The organism is Nostoc paludosum FACHB-159, from assembly GCF_014698835.1.
GTDB classification, from domain to species: domain Bacteria; phylum Cyanobacteriota; class Cyanobacteriia; order Cyanobacteriales; family Nostocaceae; genus Nostoc; species Nostoc paludosum.
This window is the reverse complement of record NZ_JACJTU010000006.1, coordinates 223,794-249,181: the sequence shown is the minus strand read 5'-3', so window position 1 is coordinate 249,181 and position 25,388 is coordinate 223,794. Positions and strand designations below refer to the sequence as shown.

The 25,388-nt window shown below is 42.8% G+C and carries 8 protein-coding genes; 7 read left to right on the top strand and 1 reads right to left on the bottom strand.

The genetic code is table 11. The features are described from left to right. Nucleotides 1-17 precede the first annotated feature (17 nt). From H6H03_RS08795 to H6H03_RS08780, 4 genes are all read left to right on the top strand, one after another. Nucleotides 18-3,866: a putative Ig domain-containing protein gene (locus H6H03_RS08795; protein WP_190954751.1), complete on the top strand. Its 3,849-nt coding sequence runs from the start codon at nt 18-20 to the stop codon at nt 3,864-3,866. Nucleotides 3,867-4,083: 217 nt separating this feature from the next. Beyond that, the gene (locus H6H03_RS08790; protein WP_190954750.1) at nt 4,084-9,531 is read left to right on the top strand and encodes a phytase; all 5,448 of its coding nucleotides are present in this window, start codon (nt 4,084-4,086) and stop codon (nt 9,529-9,531) included. Nucleotides 9,532-9,802: 271 nt separating this feature from the next. Further along, nucleotides 9,803-12,985 carry an esterase-like activity of phytase family protein gene (locus H6H03_RS08785; protein WP_242057787.1) on the top strand — a complete coding sequence of 1,061 codons (3,183 nt, stop codon included), beginning with the start codon at nt 9,803-9,805 and terminating at the stop codon, nt 12,983-12,985. 529 nt (nt 12,986-13,514) lie between these two features. Next, nucleotides 13,515-16,190: an alkaline phosphatase family protein gene (locus tag H6H03_RS08780; protein ID WP_190954749.1), complete on the top strand. Its 2,676-nt coding sequence runs from the start codon at nt 13,515-13,517 to the stop codon at nt 16,188-16,190. 40 nt (nt 16,191-16,230) lie between these two features. Here the strand turns inward: H6H03_RS08780 and H6H03_RS08775 are convergent, their stop codons facing one another. Beyond that, complete coding sequence (locus H6H03_RS08775) at nt 16,231-16,419, bottom strand: hypothetical protein (protein ID WP_190954748.1); 189 nt, start codon at nt 16,417-16,419, stop codon at nt 16,231-16,233. 341 nt (nt 16,420-16,760) lie between these two features. Here H6H03_RS08775 and H6H03_RS08770 point away from each other — a divergent pair, with 341 nt between their 5' ends. The 3 genes from H6H03_RS08770 (at nt 16,761) to H6H03_RS08760 (ending at nt 25,339) form a co-directional block, all read left to right on the top strand. Continuing rightward, nucleotides 16,761-19,310: a DUF4114 domain-containing protein gene (locus H6H03_RS08770; protein ID WP_190954747.1), complete on the top strand. Its 2,550-nt coding sequence runs from the start codon at nt 16,761-16,763 to the stop codon at nt 19,308-19,310. 1,282 nt (nt 19,311-20,592) lie between these two features. Beyond that, nucleotides 20,593-23,598, top strand: coding sequence for a peptidase domain-containing ABC transporter (locus H6H03_RS08765; RefSeq protein ID WP_190954746.1), 3,006 nt, complete (start codon nt 20,593-20,595; stop codon nt 23,596-23,598). Between the two features lie 172 nt (nt 23,599-23,770). After that, on the top strand, nt 23,771-25,339 hold the full coding sequence (locus H6H03_RS08760; RefSeq protein ID WP_190954745.1) for an HlyD family efflux transporter periplasmic adaptor subunit: 1,569 nt from the start codon (nt 23,771-23,773) through the stop codon (nt 25,337-25,339). The last annotated feature ends 49 nt before the right edge of the window (nt 25,340-25,388 follow it).

Sequence of the window (25,388 nt, the reverse complement as noted above, 5' to 3'; positions counted from 1 at the left end):
TAAAGCAAGAGGTTTTTATGTCCAAGATCGTTATCAATGAGTTTTATCGTGGTGGAACCCTGACCACAACTGACGAATTCATCGAGCTTTTGCTTACTGAAGACTTGACTGCGACACAGCTTGAGTCTTTCTTTGTGGGAGATTCCACAAGTAGCAAAGCCTCTAAGTTTTCTGCTTATAAATTTACAAATCTTGGTTCCATAGCCTCTACCTTTAAAGCAGGAACTATCATTACAGTCGGTGGAACTACAGCTGTTACTCAGGATACATCCTACAATCCATCAGCTAATGACTGGAATATAGCTCTCAATGCTGGCGGTTCGTTCCTACCTAATGCCAACAGCGGAAATACCGGAGATATTGCTGGTGATGATGTTGTTTGGGTTGATACTTCAAATACTGGCGCAACCATTTCCGCAGACGGATTTGCTGTAGATATTGGCACTGCAACAGGAGCCTTCACAAGTGCTGCAAATGTCAATTTTGGAACTAGCACAAACAATACAGGCTATGCATTAAACTCTGACGTTGCTGGCGCAACAAACACTACTAACTGGACAACAGGAATTCCATTTGCTTCCACTACACCTGGTTTGCCCAATGGCGGAGCTAATACGACTTATATCAATAGTCTACGCTCGATTCCGCCATTACCAACTTTGTCTTTAAGTATTACTCCTAGCTCATTTGCCGAAAATGCTGGGGTTAATGCTGCTACAGCCACATTGACACGCTCAGACACTTCCACATCTGATTTAGTTGTCAATTTAAGCAGTAACGATACAAGCGAGGCAACAGTACCCACAACTGTCACCTTCACAGGCAATAGTTCGACTGTCACCTTTGCGGTTAATGCTGTAGACGACTTAATACTTGATGGTTCCCAAACAGTAACCATAACTGCTGCTGCTACAAATTTTACTAACGGCAGTGCAGATATTACGGTGACAGATAACGAAGTAGCCCCATCCATTAAGATTAACGAGATTCAGGGAACGGCGCATATCTCAGCTTTGGTAGGCCAGACAGTTAACAATGTCGCGGGAATTGTCACGGTACTCAGAAGTAACGGTTTTTACCTGCAAGACCCCAACCCAGATAACGACGATCGCACCTCTGAAGCCATTTTTGTCTTCACTTCATCAGCACCAACGGTATCTGTCGGCGATTCTATATTAGTCACTGGAACAGTCACCGAGTTTCGTCCCGGTAATAATGCTAATAACCTGACGATAACACAAATTACTACCCCTACAATTGTCACACTCTCCAGTGGCAATGCTTTGCCAACTGCCACAATTCTCGGTAATGGCGGCAGAACCATCCCAACTACAGTAATCGATAACGATACTAGCGGTAATATCGAAACTGGAACAACCACCTTTGACCCTGCCCAAGATGGCATCGACTTCTATGAAAGCTTAGAAGGAATGCTTGTACAGGTCAATAACCCCATCGCCACTTCACCTACTGGAAACTTTGGTACATCACAGGAAATTTGGGTATTAGCAGACAATGGAGCAAATGCCACTGGGCGCACAGCTCGTGGTGGTAGCCTAATTAGTCCCTCAGACTTCAATCCTGAACGGATTCAGATCGACGATCTCAACAATGCCTTAGTGCTACCTGAAGTTAATGTTGGTACCCAACTTAGCACTGTTGTAGGTGTCGTTAGCTACGACTTTAGCAACTATGAAGTTTTAGTATCGACTGCTCCCACAGTAGTACAGAACAGTACTCTTGAAAAAGAAGTCACCAATTTAACTGCTACCACTGACCAACTGACAATTGCTACCTTCAACGTCGAAAATCTTGACCCAAACGATATTCCAACCAAGTTTAGCGACCTTGCTAACAGCATTGTCAATAATTTGAAATCGCCAGATATCATTTCTCTGGAAGAAATTCAGGACAATAATGGCCCGATAAACGATAGCGTAGTTGATGCCAGCGTTACCTTCCAACAATTAATTAATGCGATCGCTGCTGCTGGCGGCCCCACCTACGAATATCGCCAAATTAACCCAGTGGATGATACCAATGGCGGTGAACCTGGGGGAAATATCCGGGTCGGTTTCTTATTTAATCCCAATCGCGTCAGTTTTGTAGATCGTCCTGGTGGTAGTTCCACCTCCAGCACCACAGTTACCAATAACTCTGGTGTTCCCACAATTTCTAATAGTCCTGGTTTGATCGATCCCACCAACTCGGCCTTCAATAGCAGTCGCAAACCGTTAGTGGGTGAATTTACTTTCAACGGCGAAACCGTATATGTAATTGGTAATCACTTTAATTCTAAAGGTGGCGATCAACCATTATTTGGTGTGAATCAACCGCCAACCTTGACTAGCGAAGTGCAGCGCCAACAACAAGCTACCTTGGTGAAAAACTTTGTCCAGAGCATTTTAGCGATCGACCCCAATGCCAATATAGTTGTAGCAGGTGACTTGAATGACTTTGAGTTTTCCAACCCTGTCAACACCGTCAAAAGTGCTGGACTGAATTCTCTGATTGAAACTCTGCCTCAAAATGAGCGCTACACCTATAACTTTGAAGGCAACGCCCAAACCCTTGACCACGTTTTAGTAAGTGGCAATTTGCTCAGTAAACTTGATGGGTATGATGTAGTCCACATCAACTCAGAATTTGCCGATCAAAATAGCGACCACGATCCTAGTGTGGCTCGGTTTAACATATCTGGAAACGATGCTCCCACAGACATAACATTGAGTGCTACCAGCGTTAATGAAAATGTTCCAGCAAACACAGTCATAGGTACATTTATCACCACCGACCCGGATACAGGTGACACTTTCACCTACAGCTTGGTTACTGGAACTGGCGATACTGATAACGCTGCTTTCACAATTGATGGCAACAGCTTACAAATCAAAGCTTCCCCAGACTTTGAAACCAAATCTTCCTACAGCATTCGGTTAGGCAGTACCGATAATGGTGGGCTTTCTGTGGAAAAGGTGTTGACCATCCAAGTCAACGACATTAATGAAGCACCCACGGTAGTGCAACCCATCAACGACCAAATCATCTCTACTAACAAACCCTTCTCTTTCAATGTCGGTAATAAATTTGCTGACATCGATGCAGATGATACCCTCAGTTATAGCGCTACTGGTTTACCGGGGGGAGCTAGTATCACTGCTAACACTGGCGTTATTTCCGGCACTGTCCCGACAACTGGTATTTTTGCAGTCACAGTCACCGCTACTGATGAGAAAGGCCTAACAGCCAGCGATACTTTTGAATTGACCGTTGCTAACAACAAGGCCACATCTGGTAACGACATCATCTTTGTCGAAGAGCTTACTGGTTTGGATCGGTACATAGTCAACGCTTTAGGTGGGAGCGATCGCGTTATCGGCACCAACGGCATTGAGTTAATCAACGGTGGAACAGGCAATGATTTCCTCGATGGCAAAGGAGGCGCTGACATACTCCTTGGCGATGGCGGTAATGACACAATCTTAGGCGGACTTGGCAAAGATATAGTTTCTGGAGGCGATGGCAACGATCGCCTCATTGGTTGGGGAGGCGGCACAAACGAAATCGACCTTCTCAACGGCGACCAGGGCGCAGATACTTACGTTTTGGGCGATGGCACTTCTGTTTTCTATGCTAGTTCCGGTAACAGTGACTACGCAGATATTCTCAACTTACAGACGAGCGATCGCGTTGAACTCAAAGGAGTTGCTAACAATTATTCATTAGGGTCAGCGTCGGCTGTATCCATCATTAAATCTGCTGTCGGTATTTTCACCAGCAACGGTACGGAATTGATTGCTGTTGTCGAAACCGGGTTAAACCAAAATACAAATTTGGCAACAGATACTCGTTTTGTTTTTGTTTAAGGACTTCCAAGAAATAAATTATCCAATATTGTGGGGTGGGCATCTTGCCCGCCTTTGACTACGGGCGGGCGAGACGCCCACCCCACAACAAATAGTTGGATATTTTTTTCATTTGGATGTCCCTTAAAGCTCACGCAGAGGCGCGGAGGAACAGAGGGGAGAATAACTCCTAACTCCTAACTCCTAACTCCTAACTCCCCATTCCCCATTTTTTCTTATGGTAACTACAAGCACAATTCGCTTTTCTCAGTTCAATGCTTCTTTGAATCGCAATGCCGAAGGTCAGTTAGTCACCGATCTTTCTACTCCTGATAATGCTCAGGCGAAGGCGGTTGCAGAAATTATCCAGCGTAATAATCCGGATGTCCTGCTGATTAATGAGTTTGATTACTCTCCAGAGGCAGTTCAATTATTTAAACAAAATTATTTAGCGGTCAGTCAAAATGGTGCAACTCCTGTTGACTATCCTTACTTCTACATCGCTCCTTCCAATACGGGTATTGCTTCTGGATTTGACTTAAATAACAACGGTACAGCAGTTACAACTCCAGGCCAAGCAGGATACGGCGATGATGCTTTGGGATTCGGTAATTTTCCTGGGCAATTCGGAATGTTGCTGTTGTCCAAATATCCCATCGATACTGCCAATATCCGCACTTTCCAAAAGTTCCTCTGGAAGGATATGCCCGATGCCTTGCTTCCTGACGATCCTGCGACTCCAGAGCCAAATGATTGGTATTCTCCAGAAGAACTGGCAGTTCTACGCCTTTCTTCTAAAAGTCACTGGGATATACCCATCAAAGTAAACGGCGAGACAATTCATGTCCTCGCCAGCCACCCCACACCACCGGTATTTGATGGGCCAGAAGACCGCAACGGCAAACGCAATCACGATGAAATCCGCTTTTGGGCAGACTATGTTAGCCCTGGTAAAGGCGATTACATCTATGATGATGAGGGTAAAACGGGCGGTATTGATGCTGGGTCAAGTTTTGTCATTATGGGCGACCAAAATGCTGACCCAAAAGATGGTGATAGTTTTGACTTTGCTATCCGCCAATTGTTGGAAAATCCTGGTATTAATACTAATGTCATTCCTAGCAGTCTCGGTGGCCCCCAACAAGCAGATTTACAGGGTGGTGCAAACGCTAACCAAACGGGTAATCCGGCTTTTGACACCGCGGATTTTCCTGATACTACTCCTGGAAACCTACGGACTGATTATGTCCTACCCTCCGCTGACTTGACAATTGCCAACTCAGGAGTATTTTGGCCGCTAAATACTGACCCGACATTCTCCCCAGTAGGTACTTTTCCCTTCCCCAGTTCTGACCATCGCTTGGTATTCGCGGATGTCAAAACTGGGCCAAGTGAACCAGGCAAAACCATTCCCAGTGCGGAATTTGTGGCGCAAAGTACTTTTGTAACTGGCTTTATTCCTACTGGTGCGGCGGGAACTGTCAATGGTACACCAACTCCAGTGGGCGGGCTATCTGGTGTCACCTACGATGCTGTTAACAAGGTCTACTACGCTATCTCTGATGCTCGGTCGGATACTAACGGTTTGGCTCGCTTCTACACTTTCACTGCTGGTAGTGAAGTGACTTTCACCAATGTCACACCTCTCAAAGATAGCAATGGCGACTTTTTTACAGCTTTTAGCCTTGACCCAGAAGGTATAGCTTTAACTGATAAGGGTACTGTTTTTATCTCTTCAGAAGGCGAAGTTAGACCGGATTTGGGTGCAAGTCGCGTTACTAATCCCTTTATTAAAGAGTTTTCGCTGACTACAGGTCAAGAAGTGCGATCGCTACTTATCCCTACCAAATTCTTGCCAGTAGTTGCAGACACCAACAACAACGGAATTGTAGATGCAGGCGACACGCAGACATCAGGCGTTTACAATAATTTGGCATTTGAAAGCCTCACCATCACACCCGACCAAAAAACTTTATTTACCGCCACTGAAAACGCCCTATCCCAAGATGGCTTAAAGGCTTCACTCACCAGTGGTAGCCGTTCCCGGATTTTGCAATACAATCTGGTTACTGGACAACCAGAAAAAGAATACCTCTACATCACCGATGCAATCCCCGAAGCACCAAACCCCAGCACAGGTTCTGCTGACAATGGTTTGGTAGATTTACTAGCAATAGATAATCGTGGCACATTACTGGCGCTAGAACGTTCCTTTGCACAAGGTGTAGGCAACACCATCCAAATTTACGAAATTTCTTTGCAAGGTGCAACAGACATCAGTTTCTACGATTCTCTGAATGATTTGAGTGCTGAGCAACTAGCAGCGATCGCACCTGCACAAAAACGCTTACTGTTGAATTTAAATGACTTAGATCTGCCAACCGATAACATTGAAGGTATCGCTTTTGGCCCCAAACTTGCAGATGGTCGTCAGTCGATTGTTTTAGTGAGTGACAACAACTTCAACAGCAGCCAATTTACCCAAATCCTTACCTTGGGTGCAGATTTAGTTCCCACCGCTGCACCCACGGTAGAAACTACCCCCGATTTGTTGGACGATGAAACACTGCCAGTAGATCAACAGGGCGATGCTGACGACCCTGCCATTTATGTTAATGCCACAAATTCTGCCGATAGCCTAGTATTAACCTCAGTGAAAAATGCCGGGCTGCGGGTTTATGATTTGTCTGGTAATTTGTTGCAAACAGTTAATCCTGGTGGAATTCGCTACAACAACATTGATTTGCAATACGGATTTAAATTAGGCAATCAATCGATAGATATTGCCGTAGCTAGCGATCGCCAAAATGATAAACTAGCAATCTTCAGAATTAACCCCAACCCCACCACCCCCGGACAATACCTAGAAGACATTACCGACAGCAGCATTGGCACTCTCTTCCAAGGGCTACCTTTTGCAGAACCTTATTCTTCATCTTCTCGCAGTGCTTACGGCTTGGCGTTGTATCGCAGTCCTATCACCAACGATTACTATGTCTTTGTCAATCGCCGGGAAACTGGAGATGTAGCTCAGTATAAACTGATCGATAAAGGCAATGGTAAAATTGGCATTGAGAGAGTACGAGAATTTACTGTACCGACAGTAGGCGATGGCTCCGCCAACGCCAAGGGCGAACGCGAACCTCAAACTGAGGGTATGGTGGTAGACCAAGAAACAGGCTTCCTCTACATCGGCCAGGAAGATGTGGGAATTTGGAAGTACCAAGCAGAACCAAACGGTGGCACCACTGGCAAGTTAATTGATAAAGTTAAAGACTTGGGCGGTAATTACCTCACCAACGATGTCGAAGGCTTGACCATTTATTACGGTAAAAATGGCACAGGCTACTTACTAGCATCCAGCCAAGGTGACAACACCTTTGTTGCTTACACCCGTGAAGGTAACAACGAATTTGTCGGTAACTTCGCCGTTGGAAACAGCGGGTCAATTGACAGCGTACAAGAGTCAGACGGTGCAGATGTCATTAACGTGCCACTGGGGCCTAACTTCCCATTTGGTTTATTTGTGACTCAAGATGGCTCCAACGAACCAGGCAAAATAGTTAGCGATGAAGGTGAAGAAGAAAACATCAGTTCAAACTTCAAACTCGTACCCTGGGAAAATATTGCTAACGCCTTGCCCACTCCTTTAAATATTGACACCACTAGTTACGATCCCCGCAATCCTGTTGCCCAACCCAAACTGACTATCTATGACTTTGAAAATTTACCCAAGTTAGGTACAACCTCTAAAAATCAAGATATTTTCTTGGGTGGTTTTTCTGGGTTGTATTTCCAAGGAATTGCCGCAAATGGCAACCTGAAGTTTGTCACCAATACAGACCGGGGCCCCAATGGAGAACCTGATGGCGTCAAAAGACCATTTTTATTACCCGACTTCCAGCCAGAAATAGTCAGCTTTGAACTCAACCGCACCACAGGTAAAATCACCATCACCAACAGAACAAAGCTATTCCGGCAAGATGGGACGACACCATTAACGGGGCTACCTAACCTGCAAGCTGTAGGAAACGGTTTAGCTTACACAGATGAAATTGCTGTTGATTTAGACAACAATGTTTTAGCTAACGATCCTTTGGGTGCAGACTTAGAGGGAATTGTAGTTGCCAAAAATGGCGACTATTGGTTGGTAGATGAATATCGCCCTGCCATTTACCACTTTGATAGCAATGGTAAACTGATTGAGCGCTTTATTCCTCAAGGAACCGCCACTGCACCCGACTCAGACCAACCAGCCGGAACCTTTGGTATTGAAGTATTGCCAGCGGTTTATGCCCAACGCCGCAATAACCGGGGATTTGAAGCTGTGGCATTGGAAGGTAATAAATTATATGCCTTCATTCAAAGCCCAATTGACAATCCAGATGTTGCTAATGATGCGACTTCTAAAGCTTCTCTTAACCTGCGAATTCTAGAGTTTGATATTGTCACCAAGCAAGTAACAGCAGAGTATTTGTATCGTCTGGAAGGTTTGCCAGGAACTGATAAAATTGGTGATGCAGTTTCCTTGGGTAACGGCAAATTTGCAGTAGTTGAGCGAGATGACAATGGTACATCTGCTAGCAATAAATTAATTTACCAAATTGATTTAGCCGGGGCGACCAACATCAACAACCCTGCTAATTTTACTTTGCCAGCAGGGAAAACCATTGAGCAACTGACCTCTGCTGAATTAACTGCTGCTAATATCACCCCTGTGACCAAGAGTTTAATTGCTAATGCTGCTCAGTTGGGTTACACCGGAGTGGAAAAATTAGAAGGTTTGGCGCTGGTAGCACCCAACACCCTAGCTTTGCTGAATGACAACGACTTCAACATTACGGGAAATACCCCTGCTGAGAGATTGGGTATTCTGGAACTACCTAATAACCTGATAACTGTAGAGCCTACTATCCCTGATTTTGGTTCTAGCAACAGCGATGATGTGACACTTAAACCAGGACAAACATTTTTCGCAGGTGATGGTGCAGACTTTGTAGAAGGTGCTACAAACAACACAATCCGAGCCGGAAAGGGTGACGACATTGTGCTGGTAGGTAGTGACTCTTGTGTATCCGGTCAAAAAGGTGACGACCAAATATTTATTGGTCAAAATGGCGCGGCTAACAGTACCAATGTTGATGGCGGCAATGGTGATGATGTGATTACCGTGGTGGAAGCCAGTGGTAGTAATAACCTATTCGGAGCCGCAGGCGATGATACTCTGACAGTTATCGAAGGTTCTCGCCAATATTTATTCGGTGGAGATGGCGATGACACCCTCAGCAGTGAAGGTAGCAAGAACCGTTTGTATGGTGGTTCTGGCGATGACATTTTCTTCTCAAATCTCGATGACTTATTATTTGGTGGAGATGGAGATGATGTGCTATTTGCTGGTGAAAAAGGTGGTAATAAACTCAGTGGTGGCAATGGTATTGACAAATTCTGGATTGCTAGTAGCAGTCTGCCAACTGCCAAAAACATCGTCAGTGATTTTACAATTGGCATTGATAAAATTGGGCTTGGCGGTATTGGCGTGACTCAATTTAGTGGCTTAACGCTATTGCAACAGGGTAACGACACTTTAGTGAAAACCGCAAATACAGAGTTGGCTTTATTAGTTGGAATTACCTCAAATAGCCTCACAGCCAATGATTTTGTTTTCTCGGCTAGTATAGTAAGCTAATTGCTTCGCCTAGCATAATCTCAATCAAAATTACTGAAAAATATAGACCCCGACTTCTTAAAGAAGTCGGGGATATTGAATTTATCGGGCGTAATTTAAAATATATTTTTTGAACATTTTCTTGATAAAATTTGATAAATATTATTATTCAAAAATAACTTGATTTTAATCGATTCTTCAGCTTTATTTATTCTTTTCTTAATCTTTTAATGAAAACATCTTTAAGGCTATAGCAATCCTATCGAGTTGTGAAAAACATCAATATTAGCTGTTGACAGTTATCAGTCAAAATTTCACCTTCTCATTGTTGCGATCGCTCTCAAACCAAACACCCAAAAATATTCTAATTATGGCAATTGAATTAGTAGGTTTTGCCTCTTTACCCGCTGATACCTATGGTGAGGGGCCGGCTTCTGGCGAGGAAATCTCCGGGAATGGTAGAACCGGGCCTTTCCCAGGACAGCCAATACAAGGGTTTAGCGGTGTACAGTTTGCTAATAATAACTCTCTCTATTTCCTGTCAGATAATGGTTATGGTAGCAAAGATAATAGTGAAGACTTTTTGTTACGTATCCATCGTCTAGACCCCAACTTCAAGGGGATAGAAAATGGCGATGGCACTGTTAAAGTTTTAGATTACATTCAACTGTCTGACCCAAACAACAAGATTCCTTTCAAAATAGTTAATGAAGGCACCACCGATAGATTCCTAACTGGTGCAGACTTTGATGTCGAGTCATTTGTCTTTGATAAAGACGGCACAATCTGGGTAGGAGAAGAATTTGGCCCTTATCTGCTGCATTTTGATGCTGCTGGTAAGTTATTAGAAGCTCCCATTGCTACACCTGACAAATTCAAAACTCTAGATGGGGAAGCACCATTAGTTATTGGTCATAGAGGTGCTAGTGGAAAGCTTCCAGAACATACTCTAGAAGCCTACAAACAAGCAATTGAAGACGGCGCTGACTTTATTGAGCCTGACTTAGTTGTTACAAAAGATGGTGTGTTAATTGCTCGCCATGAACCTGCTTTGGCAATTTTAAACGCCGATGGCACTGTCAATTTCAGCAATACAACCACAGACGTTTACGATATTACCAAGTATCCACAGTTTGCCGATCGCAAGAAAACAGTCAGCCTCGATGGAAATGAAATCACAGGTTGGTTTGCTGAAGATTTTACTCTCGAAGAAATCAAGAGTTTAAAAGCTATCCAGCGTCTACCCTTCCGCGACCAATCTTTTAACGGTCAATTTGAAATTCCCACTCTGGCGGAAGTTATTGACTTGGTGAAACAAGTAGAAGCCGAGACAGGTAAAAAAATTGGCATCTATCCTGAAACCAAGCATCCCACCTATTTTGCCCAAGAAGCCACCTATGTAGGCACCACAGAGAAAATTAACAGAAACATCAGTGAAATACTCATCGACACACTCAAAGCTGAGAATTTCACCGATCCCGATCGCATTTTCATTCAGTCCTTTGAAGTTGGTAACCTCAAGGATCTAAACGATCGCATTATGCCGAATGCGGGTGTAGATATCCCACTCATCCAACTTCTAGACGCAGTTGGCATTGAACTAGATGGTACTCTAATCGAAAGTCAGCCTTATGATTTCCAAGTTAGTAATGACCCACGCACCTATGGTGATTTACGAACTCCAGCAGGCTTAGCTGAAATTGCCACTTACGCTGATGGTATCGGCCCTTGGAAGCGGATGATTGTTAGTGTCAAAGGTACTGATGCTAATAACGATGGTTTGGCAGATGATATCAACAACGATGGCGTAGTGAATGATGCTGACAAAAACTTGGTAGCTCCCACGACTTTAGTTCAAGATGCTCACAATGCAGGTTTAGAGGTGCATCCCTACACCTTCCGTAATGAAGACTTGTATTTAGCAGCAGACTACAAAGGTAATCCAGAACTAGAATTTCAGCAGTTCTTTCAATTAGGTGTAGACGCACTGTTCACAGACTTTCCAGATACAGGGGATGAAGTTCGAGATTTCTTGAGCGATCCTGAGAACAACTTAGTGCGATCGCCACAAAACCCAGATGTCCTCTCAGGGGATGCTTTTCCTAATTTGGCTGGCTCCAAAGGTTTTGAAGGTGGAGCAATTAACGCCAGCAAAACCAAACTCTACATGCTGCTAGAGGGTACAGTCCAAGGCGATCCCGTTGGTGCTTTGCGGATCAATGAATTTGATATTGCTAGCAAAGAGTATACTGGTAAGAAACTCTACTACAAACTGGAAAATCCTGGATATGCGATCGGGGATTTAGCAGTCATTAACGACAATGAGTACCTTGTGATTGAACGGGATAATGGTCAAGGTGCTGCTGCTCAATTCAAGAAAATCTACAAAATTGACTTGTCTAAAACAGATTCAGATGGCTACGTAGCAAAAGAAGAAGTTGCAGACTTGTTAAATATCCAAGACCCCAACGACCTCAATGGCGATGGCAAAACCACCTTCGACTTCCCATTTGTCACAATTGAAAATGTTTTAGTTGTTGACAAAAACACCATTTTGGTAGCTAATGACAACAACTATCCCTTCTCAACAGGTCGTCCTGGCAACGATCCTCAAAATCCAGTCATAGACAACAACGAAATCATTCTGCTAAAACTAGAGAATCCTCTCAATCTTGCTCCTGGTTTAGGTCAACCCCCAGCTGAAGACATTGATTTCGGCTCCACCACCAGCGATGACATCATTGTTGAGCCAAATCAAACCTTATTTACAGGTGATGGTGCAGACTTTGTAGAAGGTAGTGAAGGCAACACCATCGAAACCGGAAAGGGTGACGACATTGTGCTGGTAGGTAGCAAATCTTCAGTATCTGCACAAGACGGTGACGACCAAATATTTATTGGTCAAAACGGTTCGGCTAAAAATACCGATGCTGATGGCGGCAATGGTGATGATGTGATTACCGTGGTGGAAACCAGTGGTAGTAATAATCTATTCGGAGGCGCAGGCGATGATACTCTCACAGTCATAGAAGGTTCTCGCCAATTCTTATTCGGTGGAGATGGTAACGACACCCTCAGCAGTGAAGGTAACAAGAACCGTTTGTATGGTGGTTCTGGCGATGACATTTTCTTCTCAAATCTCGATGACTTATTATTTGGTGGAGATGGAGATGATGTGCTATTTGCTGGTGAAAAAGGTGGTAATAAACTCAGTGGTGGCAATGGTATTGACCAATTCTGGATTGCTAGTAGCAGTCTGCCAACTGCCAAAAACATCGTCAGTGATTTTACAATTGGCATTGATAAAATTGGGCTTGGCGGTATTGGCGTGACTCAATTTAGTGGCTTAACGCTATTGCAACAGGGTAACGACACTTTAGTGAAAACATCAAATACAGAGTTGGCTTTGTTAGTTGGAATTACCTCAACTAGCCTAACAGCCAATGATTTCGTTTTTGCTGCTAGTGTGGTTTAGCCTAAAGATAATTACAGCTTAAATAGCTGTACTAATTTTACTAACAGCGAGGTAGTATCACTACCTCGCTGTTAGTAATTATTAGCCGTCTGGGATTGTGTTTGCTAGTTTTATATCTTAAAAATTACGCACAATCAATCTAAAACCTAACCTTAGAGAGAAGTTTAAACAGCATTTTTCCACTAAAGTTTTGACTTTTGCTGAAAACATTTTGTAGAGAGAAAAGGCATGAGAAATTCGGTAGTAATAAGAAGTTATTTATGTTTAAAAAGTCCAAAATTTTAACTTTTCCATAACTTTCCTTAAACATTGAACAACTATCTTGTGAAAGGTTAACTAAAATTTTCTGCACTAATTTGTGTAGACATTAAGCATTTTGTCGCCAAATACTACTCACGTTTCTGTAGGTAATATTTTTTGCATTGGTTGAGCGTAATTAATCACCCAGCCTACAGATACATAACTACTGCGTAGGCGAAGCCAGTCGTAGGCATCGCTCGTAGCTTACAATCCTTAAGGAGTAGTCGGCATGGCTGATACAAACAGCAACGGTAGAAATGTCATTATTTTTGTTGCAGATGGATTGCGTAATGGTTCTGTAAATCCCATTGATACCCCGACTTTATATAGCATCCGCCAGCAGGGGGTTAATTTTACCAATAGTCATTCGCTATTTCCGACATTTACCACACCGAATGCTTCGGCGATCGCCACTGGACATTACCTCGGCGATACAGGTGATTTTAGCAACACCATCTACACTGGTTTTCCTACCCCTAATGCTAACGGTAGTGTGACGCCATTCATCGAAAATGATGCGGTTCTGGGCGATATTGACGAAAAGTTTCCTGGTAATAACTTTCTTGATGAAGAGTCACTGCTATCCTACGCACGGGCGCAAGGCTTTAACACCGCTGCAATTGGTAAGCTAGGGCCAGTTGCCATTCAAGATGTCACACAAGTGAACCGAGAAGGCGGTACCGCAGGAACTATTCCCACGCCAGATACTGTAATTATTGACGATCGCACAGGCGCAGCAGCTAATCCCATAACTGGTTCACCTCAAGCTGTACCACTCGATCCTGATATAGCGGCTCGTTTAGAAGCAGCTGGTCTACCTACCACAACTCCAGGTAGAGGAGCAAATGGTAATTCTGGCAATAACACAACTCCAGGAACTACAGTTCCTAATGCTGACCAGCAACAATTTTTTATCGATGCCACTACCAAGGCAGTTCTCCCGAAGTTTCAGGAAGAAGATAAACCATTTGCATTGGTCTACTGGTCAAGAGACCCTGATGGAACTCAACACAATCAAGGTGATAGCTTAAACAGTTTGACACCAGGCATCAATGGTGAGACTTCCAAAGCTGGAATCAAGGATGCTGACAATAACTTAAAGCAGCTGCTTGATTACCTCAAAAGTACGGGTTTGGACAAGACTACAGATGTGTTTATCACTTCTGACCACGGTTTTTCCACCATCAGCAGACAAGCTATTGATAACCAAGGCACAACAACTAATAGTTATGCTGCGACTCAAACCTACGCTGGTGTCAATTCGGGATTTCTACCACCAGGTTTCGTTGCAATTGATTTGGCTCACGATCTAAATCTACCTCTATACGATCCCGATAAAAATACAGTCGCTCCTCTAGACATCAATAACATTCAGTATGCTGCTGTTGATGCCACCCAGGGTCAACGTCCCACAGCCGGGAATGGCGTAATTGGCGGTAGTGGTCAAGTAATCAATGGCAAACTCGACTCAGGTGCAAAGATTGTTGTAGCTGCTAATGGTGGTTCCGATCTGATTTATTTGCCTAATGGCAATGCTGAACTGGCGAAACAAGTAGTGGATTTGCTCTCGCAAAAAGACTACATTAGCGGTATTTTCGTAGACGATGCCTATGGAAACATTCCAGGTGCTTTACCGTTAAGTGCCATCGGGCTAAAAGGTGATGCTCAAACGCCCACTCCAGCGATCGTAATCAATTTCAAAACCTTTAGCACCGACCCAACCAACCCAAACAACCCCCAAGCTGAGGTAGAAATTGCTGACACCAGCCTACAACAGGGACAAGGGATGCATGGCAGTTTTGGTCGAGGCGATACCTTCAATAATATGATCGCTATTGGGCCCGACTTCAAATCAGGTTATGTAGACTATGCACCTATCAGTAATGCTGACGTAGCACCCACCCTAGCTAAAATTCTGGGTTTGGATATTCCTAGTAATGGCGATTTGAAAGGTCGCGTCATCGCAGAGGCATTAGTAGGAGGGCCTGATTCAGTCTCCTACACCCAAGGAACTTTGACTTCAGAAGAAGCTGCTAATGGTCAAACAACAATCCTTAATTATCAGAGTGTAGGCAATACTCAGTACTTTACAGCAGCGGGGTTTGCCGATCGCACCGTTGGACTAAATACATTAGATGTCGATTTTGGCACTACAAGTAGTGATGATGTCACTCTCAAGTCGAACCAAACCTTATTCACAGGTGATGGAGCAGACTTTGTAGAAGGTACTAAAAGTAACACAATTCTGACCGGAGGCGGTGAAGATACGGTACTAGTTGGCAGTAACTCTTCAGTGTCGGCGGGAGATGATAATGATAGTGTCTTTGTCGGTCAAAATGGTACTGCTGGTGATACAACTGCTGATGGTGGCAATGGTGATGACGAAATTACCGTAGTCGAAGCCAGTGGTAGTAATAACTTATTTGGTGGTGCAGGCGGTGATACTTTGACTGTAGTTGAAGGTTCTCACCAATTATCCTTCGGTGGCTCAGGTAAAGATACCCTCAAGAGTAATGGCAGCAATAACCGCCTGTATGGTGGTTCTGGAGATGATAAACTCTTCTCTGGTGTCAATGACTCGTTGTTTGGTGGCGATGGAGATGATGTGCTATTTGCTGGTCAAGCAGGTGGTAACCGCCTAACTGGTGGTGCAGGTGCAGACCAATTCTGGATTGCTAATGGTAGTTTACCAACTAGCAACAATATCGTCACTGATTTTGCGATCGGTATTGATAAAATTGGGCTTGGTGGTATTGGCGTCACTCAATTTAGTGCCTTAACGCTATTGCAACAGGGTAGCGATACTTTGGTGAAAGCCGGAAATACAGAGTTGGCTTCATTAGTTGGAATTACCTCAACTAGCCTTACTGCTAATAATTTCGTTTTTTCTGCTAGTGTGGTTTAGCCAAAAGTAATTACAGCTTAAATTCAACATTCAAAATCAGTTAAGCTAACTGATTTTGTGGCATTGCTGATTCAAAGTATGAATTTGTCTCACCCAGAGAGAAGTTTGAGCGACGGCTTCTGCTGTTCGCCTTTGGCGTTGCCGCAGGCATCAAAACTTCTCCTAAGGGAGACGCTACGCGAACGGTGGACGCCCAGTCGCTCCAGAGTAAGAGTTTTAAATGCCTCATTTTTAAATTTCATACCTCAATTGAGCAACGCTGATTTTGTACAAGTTTCTAACCTCATCTGAATTGCAGGTGGGGTTATTTTGTTGGCGGATACTTGCATTGGAACTTGAATGAAGCCAGTGTAAAGCTTGTATAAGTGTATATGCAATTATCAGTATAATCTTTGCATCAGCCCTAAACTGCTATTAACTCAGTTTATTTACTGAGGTTTTCCAAAAATTTAGACAATAAGCTGTATAGTGCATTCCTCACCTTGCTAGCAAAGAATATTACTCTTACTAACTATTTTGCAATCTCAAGAGAAACAGGTGTGAGGTAACCGATATTACTTCAAAACAATTATGACCGGAAAAGTAGTTCTCGACACCACCTTCAACACTACTGGTAAAGTTACTACTGACTTTAACGCCAGTAATGACGGTAGCTACAGCGTCGCCGTCCAAGATGACGGCAAGATTCTGGTAGCCGGATATAGCAATAACGGCACTGATGATGACTTTGCCATCACCCGTTATAACAGTAATGGCACTCTCGACACTAGCTTCAACACTACTGGTAAAGTTACTACCGACTTTAACGGCAATGATGAGGGTGGCTACAGCATCACCATCCAATCTGACGGCAAGATTCTGGTGGCCGGATATAGCAATAACGGCACTAATAAAGACTTTGCCATTGCCCGTTATAACAGCGATGGCACTCTCGACACCACGTTCAACACTACTGGTAAAGTTACTACTGACTTTAACGGCAATGATGAGGGTGGCAACAGCATCGCTGTCCAATCTGACGGCAAGATTCTGGTGGCTGGATATAGCAATAACGGCACTGATGATGACTTTGCCATTGCCCGTTATAACAGTGATGGCACTCTCGACACCGCCTTCAACGTTACTGGTATAGTTACTACTGACTTTAACAGCAAAAATGAGGCTGGCAACAGCATCGCTATCCAATCTGACGGCAAGATTCTGGTGGCCGGATATAGCAATAACGGCACTAATGATGACTTTGCCATCGCCCGTTATAACAGCGATGGCACCCTTGACACCACGTTCAACACTACTGGTAAAGTTACTACCGACTTTAACGCCAGTAATGAAGGTGGGTACAGCATTGCTGTCCAAGATGACGGTAAGATTCTGGTGGTGGGAGCTAGCAATAACGGCACTAATGATGACTTTGCCATCGCCCGTTATAACAGCAATGGCACCCTCGACACTACCTTCAACACCACTGGTAAAGTTACTACCGACTTTAACGCCAGTAATGAGGCTGGCAACAGCGTCGCTGTCCAAGATGACGGCAAGGTTCTGGTGGCCGGATATAGCAATAACGGCACTAATGATGACTTTGCCATCGCCCGTTATAACAGCGATGGTACTCTCGACACAACATTCAACACTACTGGTAAATTTACTAGCGACTTTAACGGCAATGATGAGGGTGGCAACAGCATTATCGTCCAAGATGACGACAAGATTTTGGTGGCGGGAGTTAGCAATAACGGCACTGATTATGACTTTGCCATCGCTCGTTACTTGGTAAATCAATCTCCAGAAGTAGCGAATGAAATTCAGGATCGAGAAGCCACCGAAGATAGTGTCTTCAACTTCACTATTCCAGAGGACACCTTCAGCGATGCAGATGCTGAGGATATCCTGACTTACACTGCAACTCTGGAAAATGATGAGCTACTACCCACTTGGTTGAACTTTAATCCTGATACCCTTACCTTCACGGGTACTCCAACAAATAAAGATGTGGGTAGTCTAAACATCAAAGTTACTGCTACCGATATTGCTGGAGATGAAGCCAGTGATGTATTTAAACTAGCAGTCGAGCAAAAGGCCGATCTCACTATCCTGCCGGTTAGCCTACTGACAATAATTAAAGGCGATGTCTTTAGTGTCAAGACTAAGCTCAACATTAAAGGTGATAAAGCAAAACTCTCAATCAAGATTAAAACCAAATCCTCCAAACAAGTGGAGGAACTGTGTGTATTTAATGTTGATGATGATGAAGGTAAGATTGACGGCATAGCGCCTGGTGCAGAAGGCTATGCAAAAGCGGCTCTTTTGCGTTCAAAAGTGATTTTCTGCTCCCTTGGTAATTTGCCGAATGGTTTTAGTACCGCTGACTTGACAAGTATCTTACAATTCGACTCTGATACCAAGCTCCGATTTTATATGGTATCCAACAGTACTACTCAAGATGTACTGTCTGGAAAAGCCTCATTGTCAAGTGTAATTTTTTCTTCAAGTACGAGTAGCAACTCAGAAAGCTCAGAAAATGGAGGATTTTCTCTCAACTTCCAGAGTTTGGTTGTCACGGTTGAAGCAACAAATCAACAAGTAACTTTGGGCACAGGTTTACAAGGCAAAAAAGAAGGCGAACTGATTGATTTACGGGATGTGAAACAATCAGTAAAAGCTGATTTTAAAGTTCACAGAGAAGCTGCACTCAACAACTGTGTTGGGTTCTATCAAGTTGCTGATGAGAGTGGTGGCATTGATACCAATAATGATGGTGTTGCAGATCTTCTTGTGGGACAAGCTGGTTACGCCGAAGCTGCTGTGCGTGCGCGTATTACAGGCATTGATTTAACAGTGATTAACCAAGGTAAAGCTTCTCACAATGGCACTTTTGCAGCTAGTTCGCTGTTTGCACCGTTTATTATTGTCAATGGTAAACCCGATGCGTTTGTTGATAAAAATAGCAATAATAATCCCACGGTTTATTTTGCATTCTTAGGTGCTAACGCTGATAAAACAGATCACATTCGGTTGTTGGGAAATAATACATTTGGTTTTGAAGATTTAGCTAATGGTGGTGACAAAGATTACAACGATATCATTGTCCAGATAAATTTGACTGCTAATGCTGTGTAATATAGCAATCTCATTTAAGTTGTAAAAAATGTCAGTGGTGGCTGTTGACTGTTAACAGTTGACAGCCAACAGTTTAGGTAGCAAGATTTCACAAATGATTTAGGACTGCTATAGGCAGAAGGCAATAGCGAAAGATTTATTACCTTCTGCCTTATCATTTGCAGAATTTTTTCAATAATCTAACAATCAAATAACACCATCTACTCAGAGCAAAGGTTTCTATTGATACTTATAAATTACGTCTTCTACTTTTTTGGAGATAAAATTTCGGTAATTACATAGTAAAACTGCACAATTTCACGCGACAACGAGAATCGGCCGAAAATCCGGAAATATTAAATTAGTAAATATACTGAAGCCAGTCATTGTCTTTCCTTCATAGATTTAATAGTTGATTCTTCTACAGTACTTTTTCAGTTATTCATATTGGACTTAACTGACAAACAGTGATGCGGAATTTTTTAAGAGTTAGGTATGGGTGCTATTTTATGAGGAAAGACCGCTGTCTTTGTTTATCAGTGATGCTGTTGTTCCTTATATCAAAGAATTTGTAAAAAATAATTCCAAAATTTAAAGTTTTTTTTATTACTAATTCTTAATTAGGGTATTTACTTAGGAAAGCATTTGTGATATTTTCATGTTGATTATCATAACTTGAAATGCACCGGGCTAAATTTAGCAAACAAGTCTGGATGTATCAGTTTAGTTGTGAGTATTCATTCTCCATAGTTGCAATAGTAAATTCGGAATTTCGTTTTGTATAAATCTATGTAGCATTAACCAAGTAATAATCTATTCTCAATTTATTATTAAAACTAGGGAGTAGGGAGTAGGGTATATTCGTTTTCTATCTTTAGTTGTGGGATTTTCCCGTGATTGATTGTCTTGGAAATAAGGGGTGGAGAGTAAGTACAGACGTGATTAATCGCTTCTGTAAGGGAGTAGGTGAGGAAAGCTTTGTTTGTGCTTGGTTGTGGGTTTTTACCACGATCGCCTAATTTTAAGAAATATTACAAACTGTGTTTATTTTGAATAATATAACCGTAATAACCGTGGATCTAAATGTAGGTTTGTAATTAGCAAATTTGTTATCTGTGGGATCGTGTATCCACATACACTAAATGCCACATTGTCAAATTAGGAGTTAGAAGTGAGGCAGTGCAGTCTTAAATGTTTCTTTAGATAAGCAAATGATGAACCCCGTGGGGGTTAAGAATTGTGTTAATTCTTTATCCCTAGCTGATAACTTGATGACTCATTTTTACCTTTTGACTTATTTGACATGACTTATATTAAGAACGCTTTTCCGGAATTTCTCACAACCATAGAGGGGTTCGATCGCCTACCAGATGAAGCGATCGCCAACGTCTCCCAACAGCTGCAAGCTTGGCGTTATCGATTGGGCCAAAAAATCATCGGCAAAGAAAGTCTGCCGCAACAGATAACAATCCTTTATGAAGGACAGGTGCGGCTGTTGGGATACGAACCCCAGACGCAAATCCCAACCACCTTGAAATTACTGCAACCAGGGGAAATCATCGGCGAAATTGGTTTATTGCGCGACATTCCTTGTGAAACAGCGATCGCCTCCACCGAGGTAGTATGTTTAACCTTGAGCGCAGCAGTATATTTTCAGCTATTAGAGTCATACCCAGCGTTTGCCGAAGCTCGTAAAAACCGCAGTAACTTAGTAGAAGTATTCGATATTCTCGGTGCTTATTGGCAAAAGCAAGCGATCGCCACATTAAACCTGAAAGAACTCACACAAACAGCTTTAGTAGATGCGACAATTCAGTACCTGAGTCCAGGGAAAACTTCATTCACCCAACTAGATAGCAGTCGGGTTTGGTTTGTTAGTGGTGGTACCGTCACCAACTTTGCTGCTGGCGATCGTTTAGAACCAGAGGACGATCGAGACAAGATACACGTTACAAGTCAAACTCCTGCACGTTTACTTGGGCTAAATCCCTCGACTTTAATCTTGCAGGATACTCGTCAGCTAGAACTTGCAGTTAGTGACACCCAACCACCTAGCCAAGAAGATCTAGATATTCCCTACGCATCAGATGAAATAGTTCTATCACAAACAACCGGTCAGACCTCGAAGAACTCAGGAAAACGCATAAAATATCCATTTTTTGGCGGAAAAGGAGAATTAAATACAACCTTTGCCTGCTTCCAAATGCTTGCGAAACACTTAGAAATGCCGTTTCGTCGAGAAGTGATTCGTCGCATTTTAAACGAGCAAATCAAACGCCAGGGTAATATTTCTTTTCCAGCTCTTGCTTACCTAGCAGAGTTAATTGGACTCAAGGCGCAACTTGTAGATCTACCAGTGGCCTCAGTGACTCGGATTCCCACACCTGCATTAATTCGGTACGCTGATAATTTTGCCGTTTTATATGAAACCGACGCCAATAATATAGTTGTGGGTGTACCATCCCAAGGAATCGTCCGCTGCAAACCGGCTCAATTTGTTGAACAATTAGATACCGACCCCACCAACTTTCCGCCACAAGTTAGGGTATTACTGCTGACAGCTACCAAAGAAACACCACAAGAACGTTTTGGTTTGCGTTGGTTTATCCCTTATTTGTCACGCTATCGCCGAGTATTGATAGAAGTATTTATTGCTTCCTTTTTCGTGCAGTTAGCAGCATTAGCAAATCCCTTGGTAGTGCAGTTAATTATCGACAAAGTAATCACCCAAAATAGTATTGGTACCCTACATATTTTGGGAATTTTACTATTAGTAGTCGGGCTATTTGAAGCGGTGTTAACTACCTTGCGAACCTACTTATTTGTCGATACTACCAATCGTATCGATATGGGTTTAGGGTCGCAAATTATCGACCATTTATTACGTCTACCACTGCGCTATTTTGAACGGCGACCGGTGGGCGAACTTTCTACTCGGATTAACGAGCTAGAAAATATTCGCCAGTTTCTCACCGGTACTGCTTTAACAGTAGGGTTAGATGCTCTATTTTCCCTCGTTTATATTGGTGTGATGCTGATTTATAGTTGGCAACTCACCTTGGTAGGTTTAAGCACAATTCCCGTGTTTGTGATTATTACCTTAGTGGCATCTCCTACTATTAGCAGACAATTACGCTCTAAAGCCGAACGCAACTCCGAAACTCAATCTTATTTAGTGGAGGTGATGTCAGGAATTCAAACAGTAAAAGCGCAGAATATTGAATTGCGATCGCGCTTTTCCTGGCAAGAGCGTTATGCTCGTTATGTCGCTGCTGGTTTTAAAACAGTTGTCACTTCTACCCTCGCCAACTCCACCAGTAACTTTCTCAACAAACTCAGCAGCTTATTAGTATTATGGGTAGGAGCTTATTTAGTACTGCAACAAGAATTAACTTTAGGTGAATTAATCGCCTTCAGAATTATCTCTGGTTACGTTACCAGCCCAATATTACGCCTAGCTCAACTTTGGCAAAGCTTCCAAGAAACTGCCTTGTCCATAGAACGTTTAAGCGATATTGTCGATACACCAGAAGAAGCAGAAACAGACCGCTACAATATACCCTTACCGGCAATTACTGGAGAAGTCAAATACGAGAATGTTTCCTTCCGATTTGGTACTAGCGGCCCTCTACAACTTTCTAACGTCACCCTCGAATTTCCTCCCGGTAAATTTGTAGGGATTGTCGGACAAAGCGGTTCTGGTAAAAGTACCATGATGAAATTATTGCTGAGACTTTATGAAACCGAGTCCGGCAGAATTTTAATTGATGGTTACGATATTGCCAAAGTAGAACTTTATTCACTACGACGACAAATTGGTGTAGTTCCCCAAGAAACATTGTTGTTTGATGGCAGCGTTCAAGAGAATATTGCCCTCACAAATCCCGATGCCACAACCGAAGAAATTATTCAAGCGGCTCAGGTAGCCTGTGCCCACGAATTTATCATGAATTTGCCCAACGGTTACAACACACGGGTGGGAGAACGGGGTTCTGCACTTTCTGGTGGACAACGACAAAGAATTGCGATCGCTCGTTCTGTTTTACAACGGCCAAAATTACTAGTTTTAGATGAAGCAACTAGCGCCTTAGATTATCCCACAGAGCGACAAATCTGTCTCAACTTAGCGAGAGCATTCAAAGGTAATACAGTATTTTTTATTACCCACCGACTGAACACCGTTAGTAATGCAGACACCATCGTTGTCATGGATAACAGCAGGGTTATAGAAAAAGGTAGCCATCAAGAATTAATGGCTGCTAAAGGTCATTATTACTACCTGTATCATCAACAAGAAGTTAACTTATGAGCATGAGTGAGAATTCAAAATGCGCTACGCCCCGCTACGCTAACAGAATTCAGAAGTCATAATTCAGCAATAACCGTAGGGTGGGCACTGATATCCATAAATAGTGCCCACCCTACAAAAGTCAAAGTCTCATTTTCAATCCAAAATTCAAAATCAAAAATCCAAAATCACTATGACTCAACTTAATGGGAACCACACCAACGGTAATTATAAAAACGGAGCCAAACAAGATTCACCAGTTGTGACAAAACAACAGAAAGTTGCTCCAGAATCCTTAATTAAGTCAACTCCTCAAGAGTTTGAACAGTCCGTTATTTTGCGCCAATCTCCACTGTGGTCGCGTACAATTATGGTGACCTTAATGGCCTTAGCTTGTTTTGGAATCGCTTGGGCTTATTTTGCCAAAATTGAGCAAGTAGTACCGGCAACAGGGCAATTAAAACCGGAAGGAACAGTCAAAGATGTTCAGGCTCCTGTCAGTGGAGTAGTCAAATCACTTTATGTGAAAGATGGGCAAGAAGTCAAGCAGGGAGATTTGCTACTAACTTTCGATTCCATTGCCTCTGTTGCTGAATTAAATTCTTTGAATAAAATTCGTCTAGCATTAACAAAAGAAAACCAAATTTATCGACGACTATTGGGAGCAAGTACCGCCACTGCATCAGAACTATTATTTTTGCGTGGTAACTTGCCACCAGAAACCACTTTCTTATTGAAAAGTCGGGCAGCCCTAGTAGCAGAAAATGATTTATTGCGGACTCAATTAAGAAATTCCGGTCAAAATTATGCACTGGGAATTGATGAACAGCAGCGTCTACAAGCTGCTAAACAGGAATTAGATTCTCGTTCAGCTGCGGCGCGGTTTGAAGTAGAAAAAATAAAAAAACAACTGACTCAAACTGAAGTTAAATTAGAAGATAGTAAATCAAGTTTAGCTATTCAACAAAGAATTTTAGATAAACTAAAAATTCTATCAGAAGAAGGTGGCATTTCTCAGCTTCAGTATCTCAACCAACAACAAGAAGTACAAAACCGCACAGCTGAAGTAGCTCAATTAGGCGAAGAACTTAAACGCCTCCAGTTTGACATTGACAAAAGCCAGGAAGAGGTAAGCAATACAGTAGCTATCACTGACAAAAACGTTTTGGATAAAATAGCTGACAACAAAAAACGTATTGCCGAAATTGATAGCCAATTCATGAAAGTTGTGCTAGATAACGAGCAACGTTTAGCAGATATAAATAGTAAAATCTCTCAATCAGAGTTAAACGTCAAATACCAAGAACTCCGCGCACCGGTATCTGGAACAGTCTTCGATTTGCAAGCTAAAAACCCAGGATTTGTAGCCAATCCAACTACAAAACTAATGCAAATTGTACCCAATGAAAAATATATAGGTGAAGTTTTCATCACCAACAAAGATATCGGTTTTGTGCGAAAAGGCATGAAAGTAGATGTCAGAATTGACTCCTTCCCTTACAGTGAGTTTGGCGACATTAAGGGTGAAGTAGCCGGGATAGGTTCAGATGCATTACCACCAGATCAAACACATCAGTTTTATCGATTCCCAGCAAAAATCCATTTGGATCGGCAATCGTTAGTGATTAAAGGTAAAACCGTCACTTTACAGTCAGGTATGTCTATCAGTGCTAATATCAAAGTGCGGGAAGAACGAACTGTCTTGAGTCTCTTCACTGAGTTATTTACCAAGCAAGTTGATACTCTCAAAGAAGTACGTTAACTTGTAGCAAAATTGGTGAATTAAGAATTTGGAATTGATGAGTAGGGGC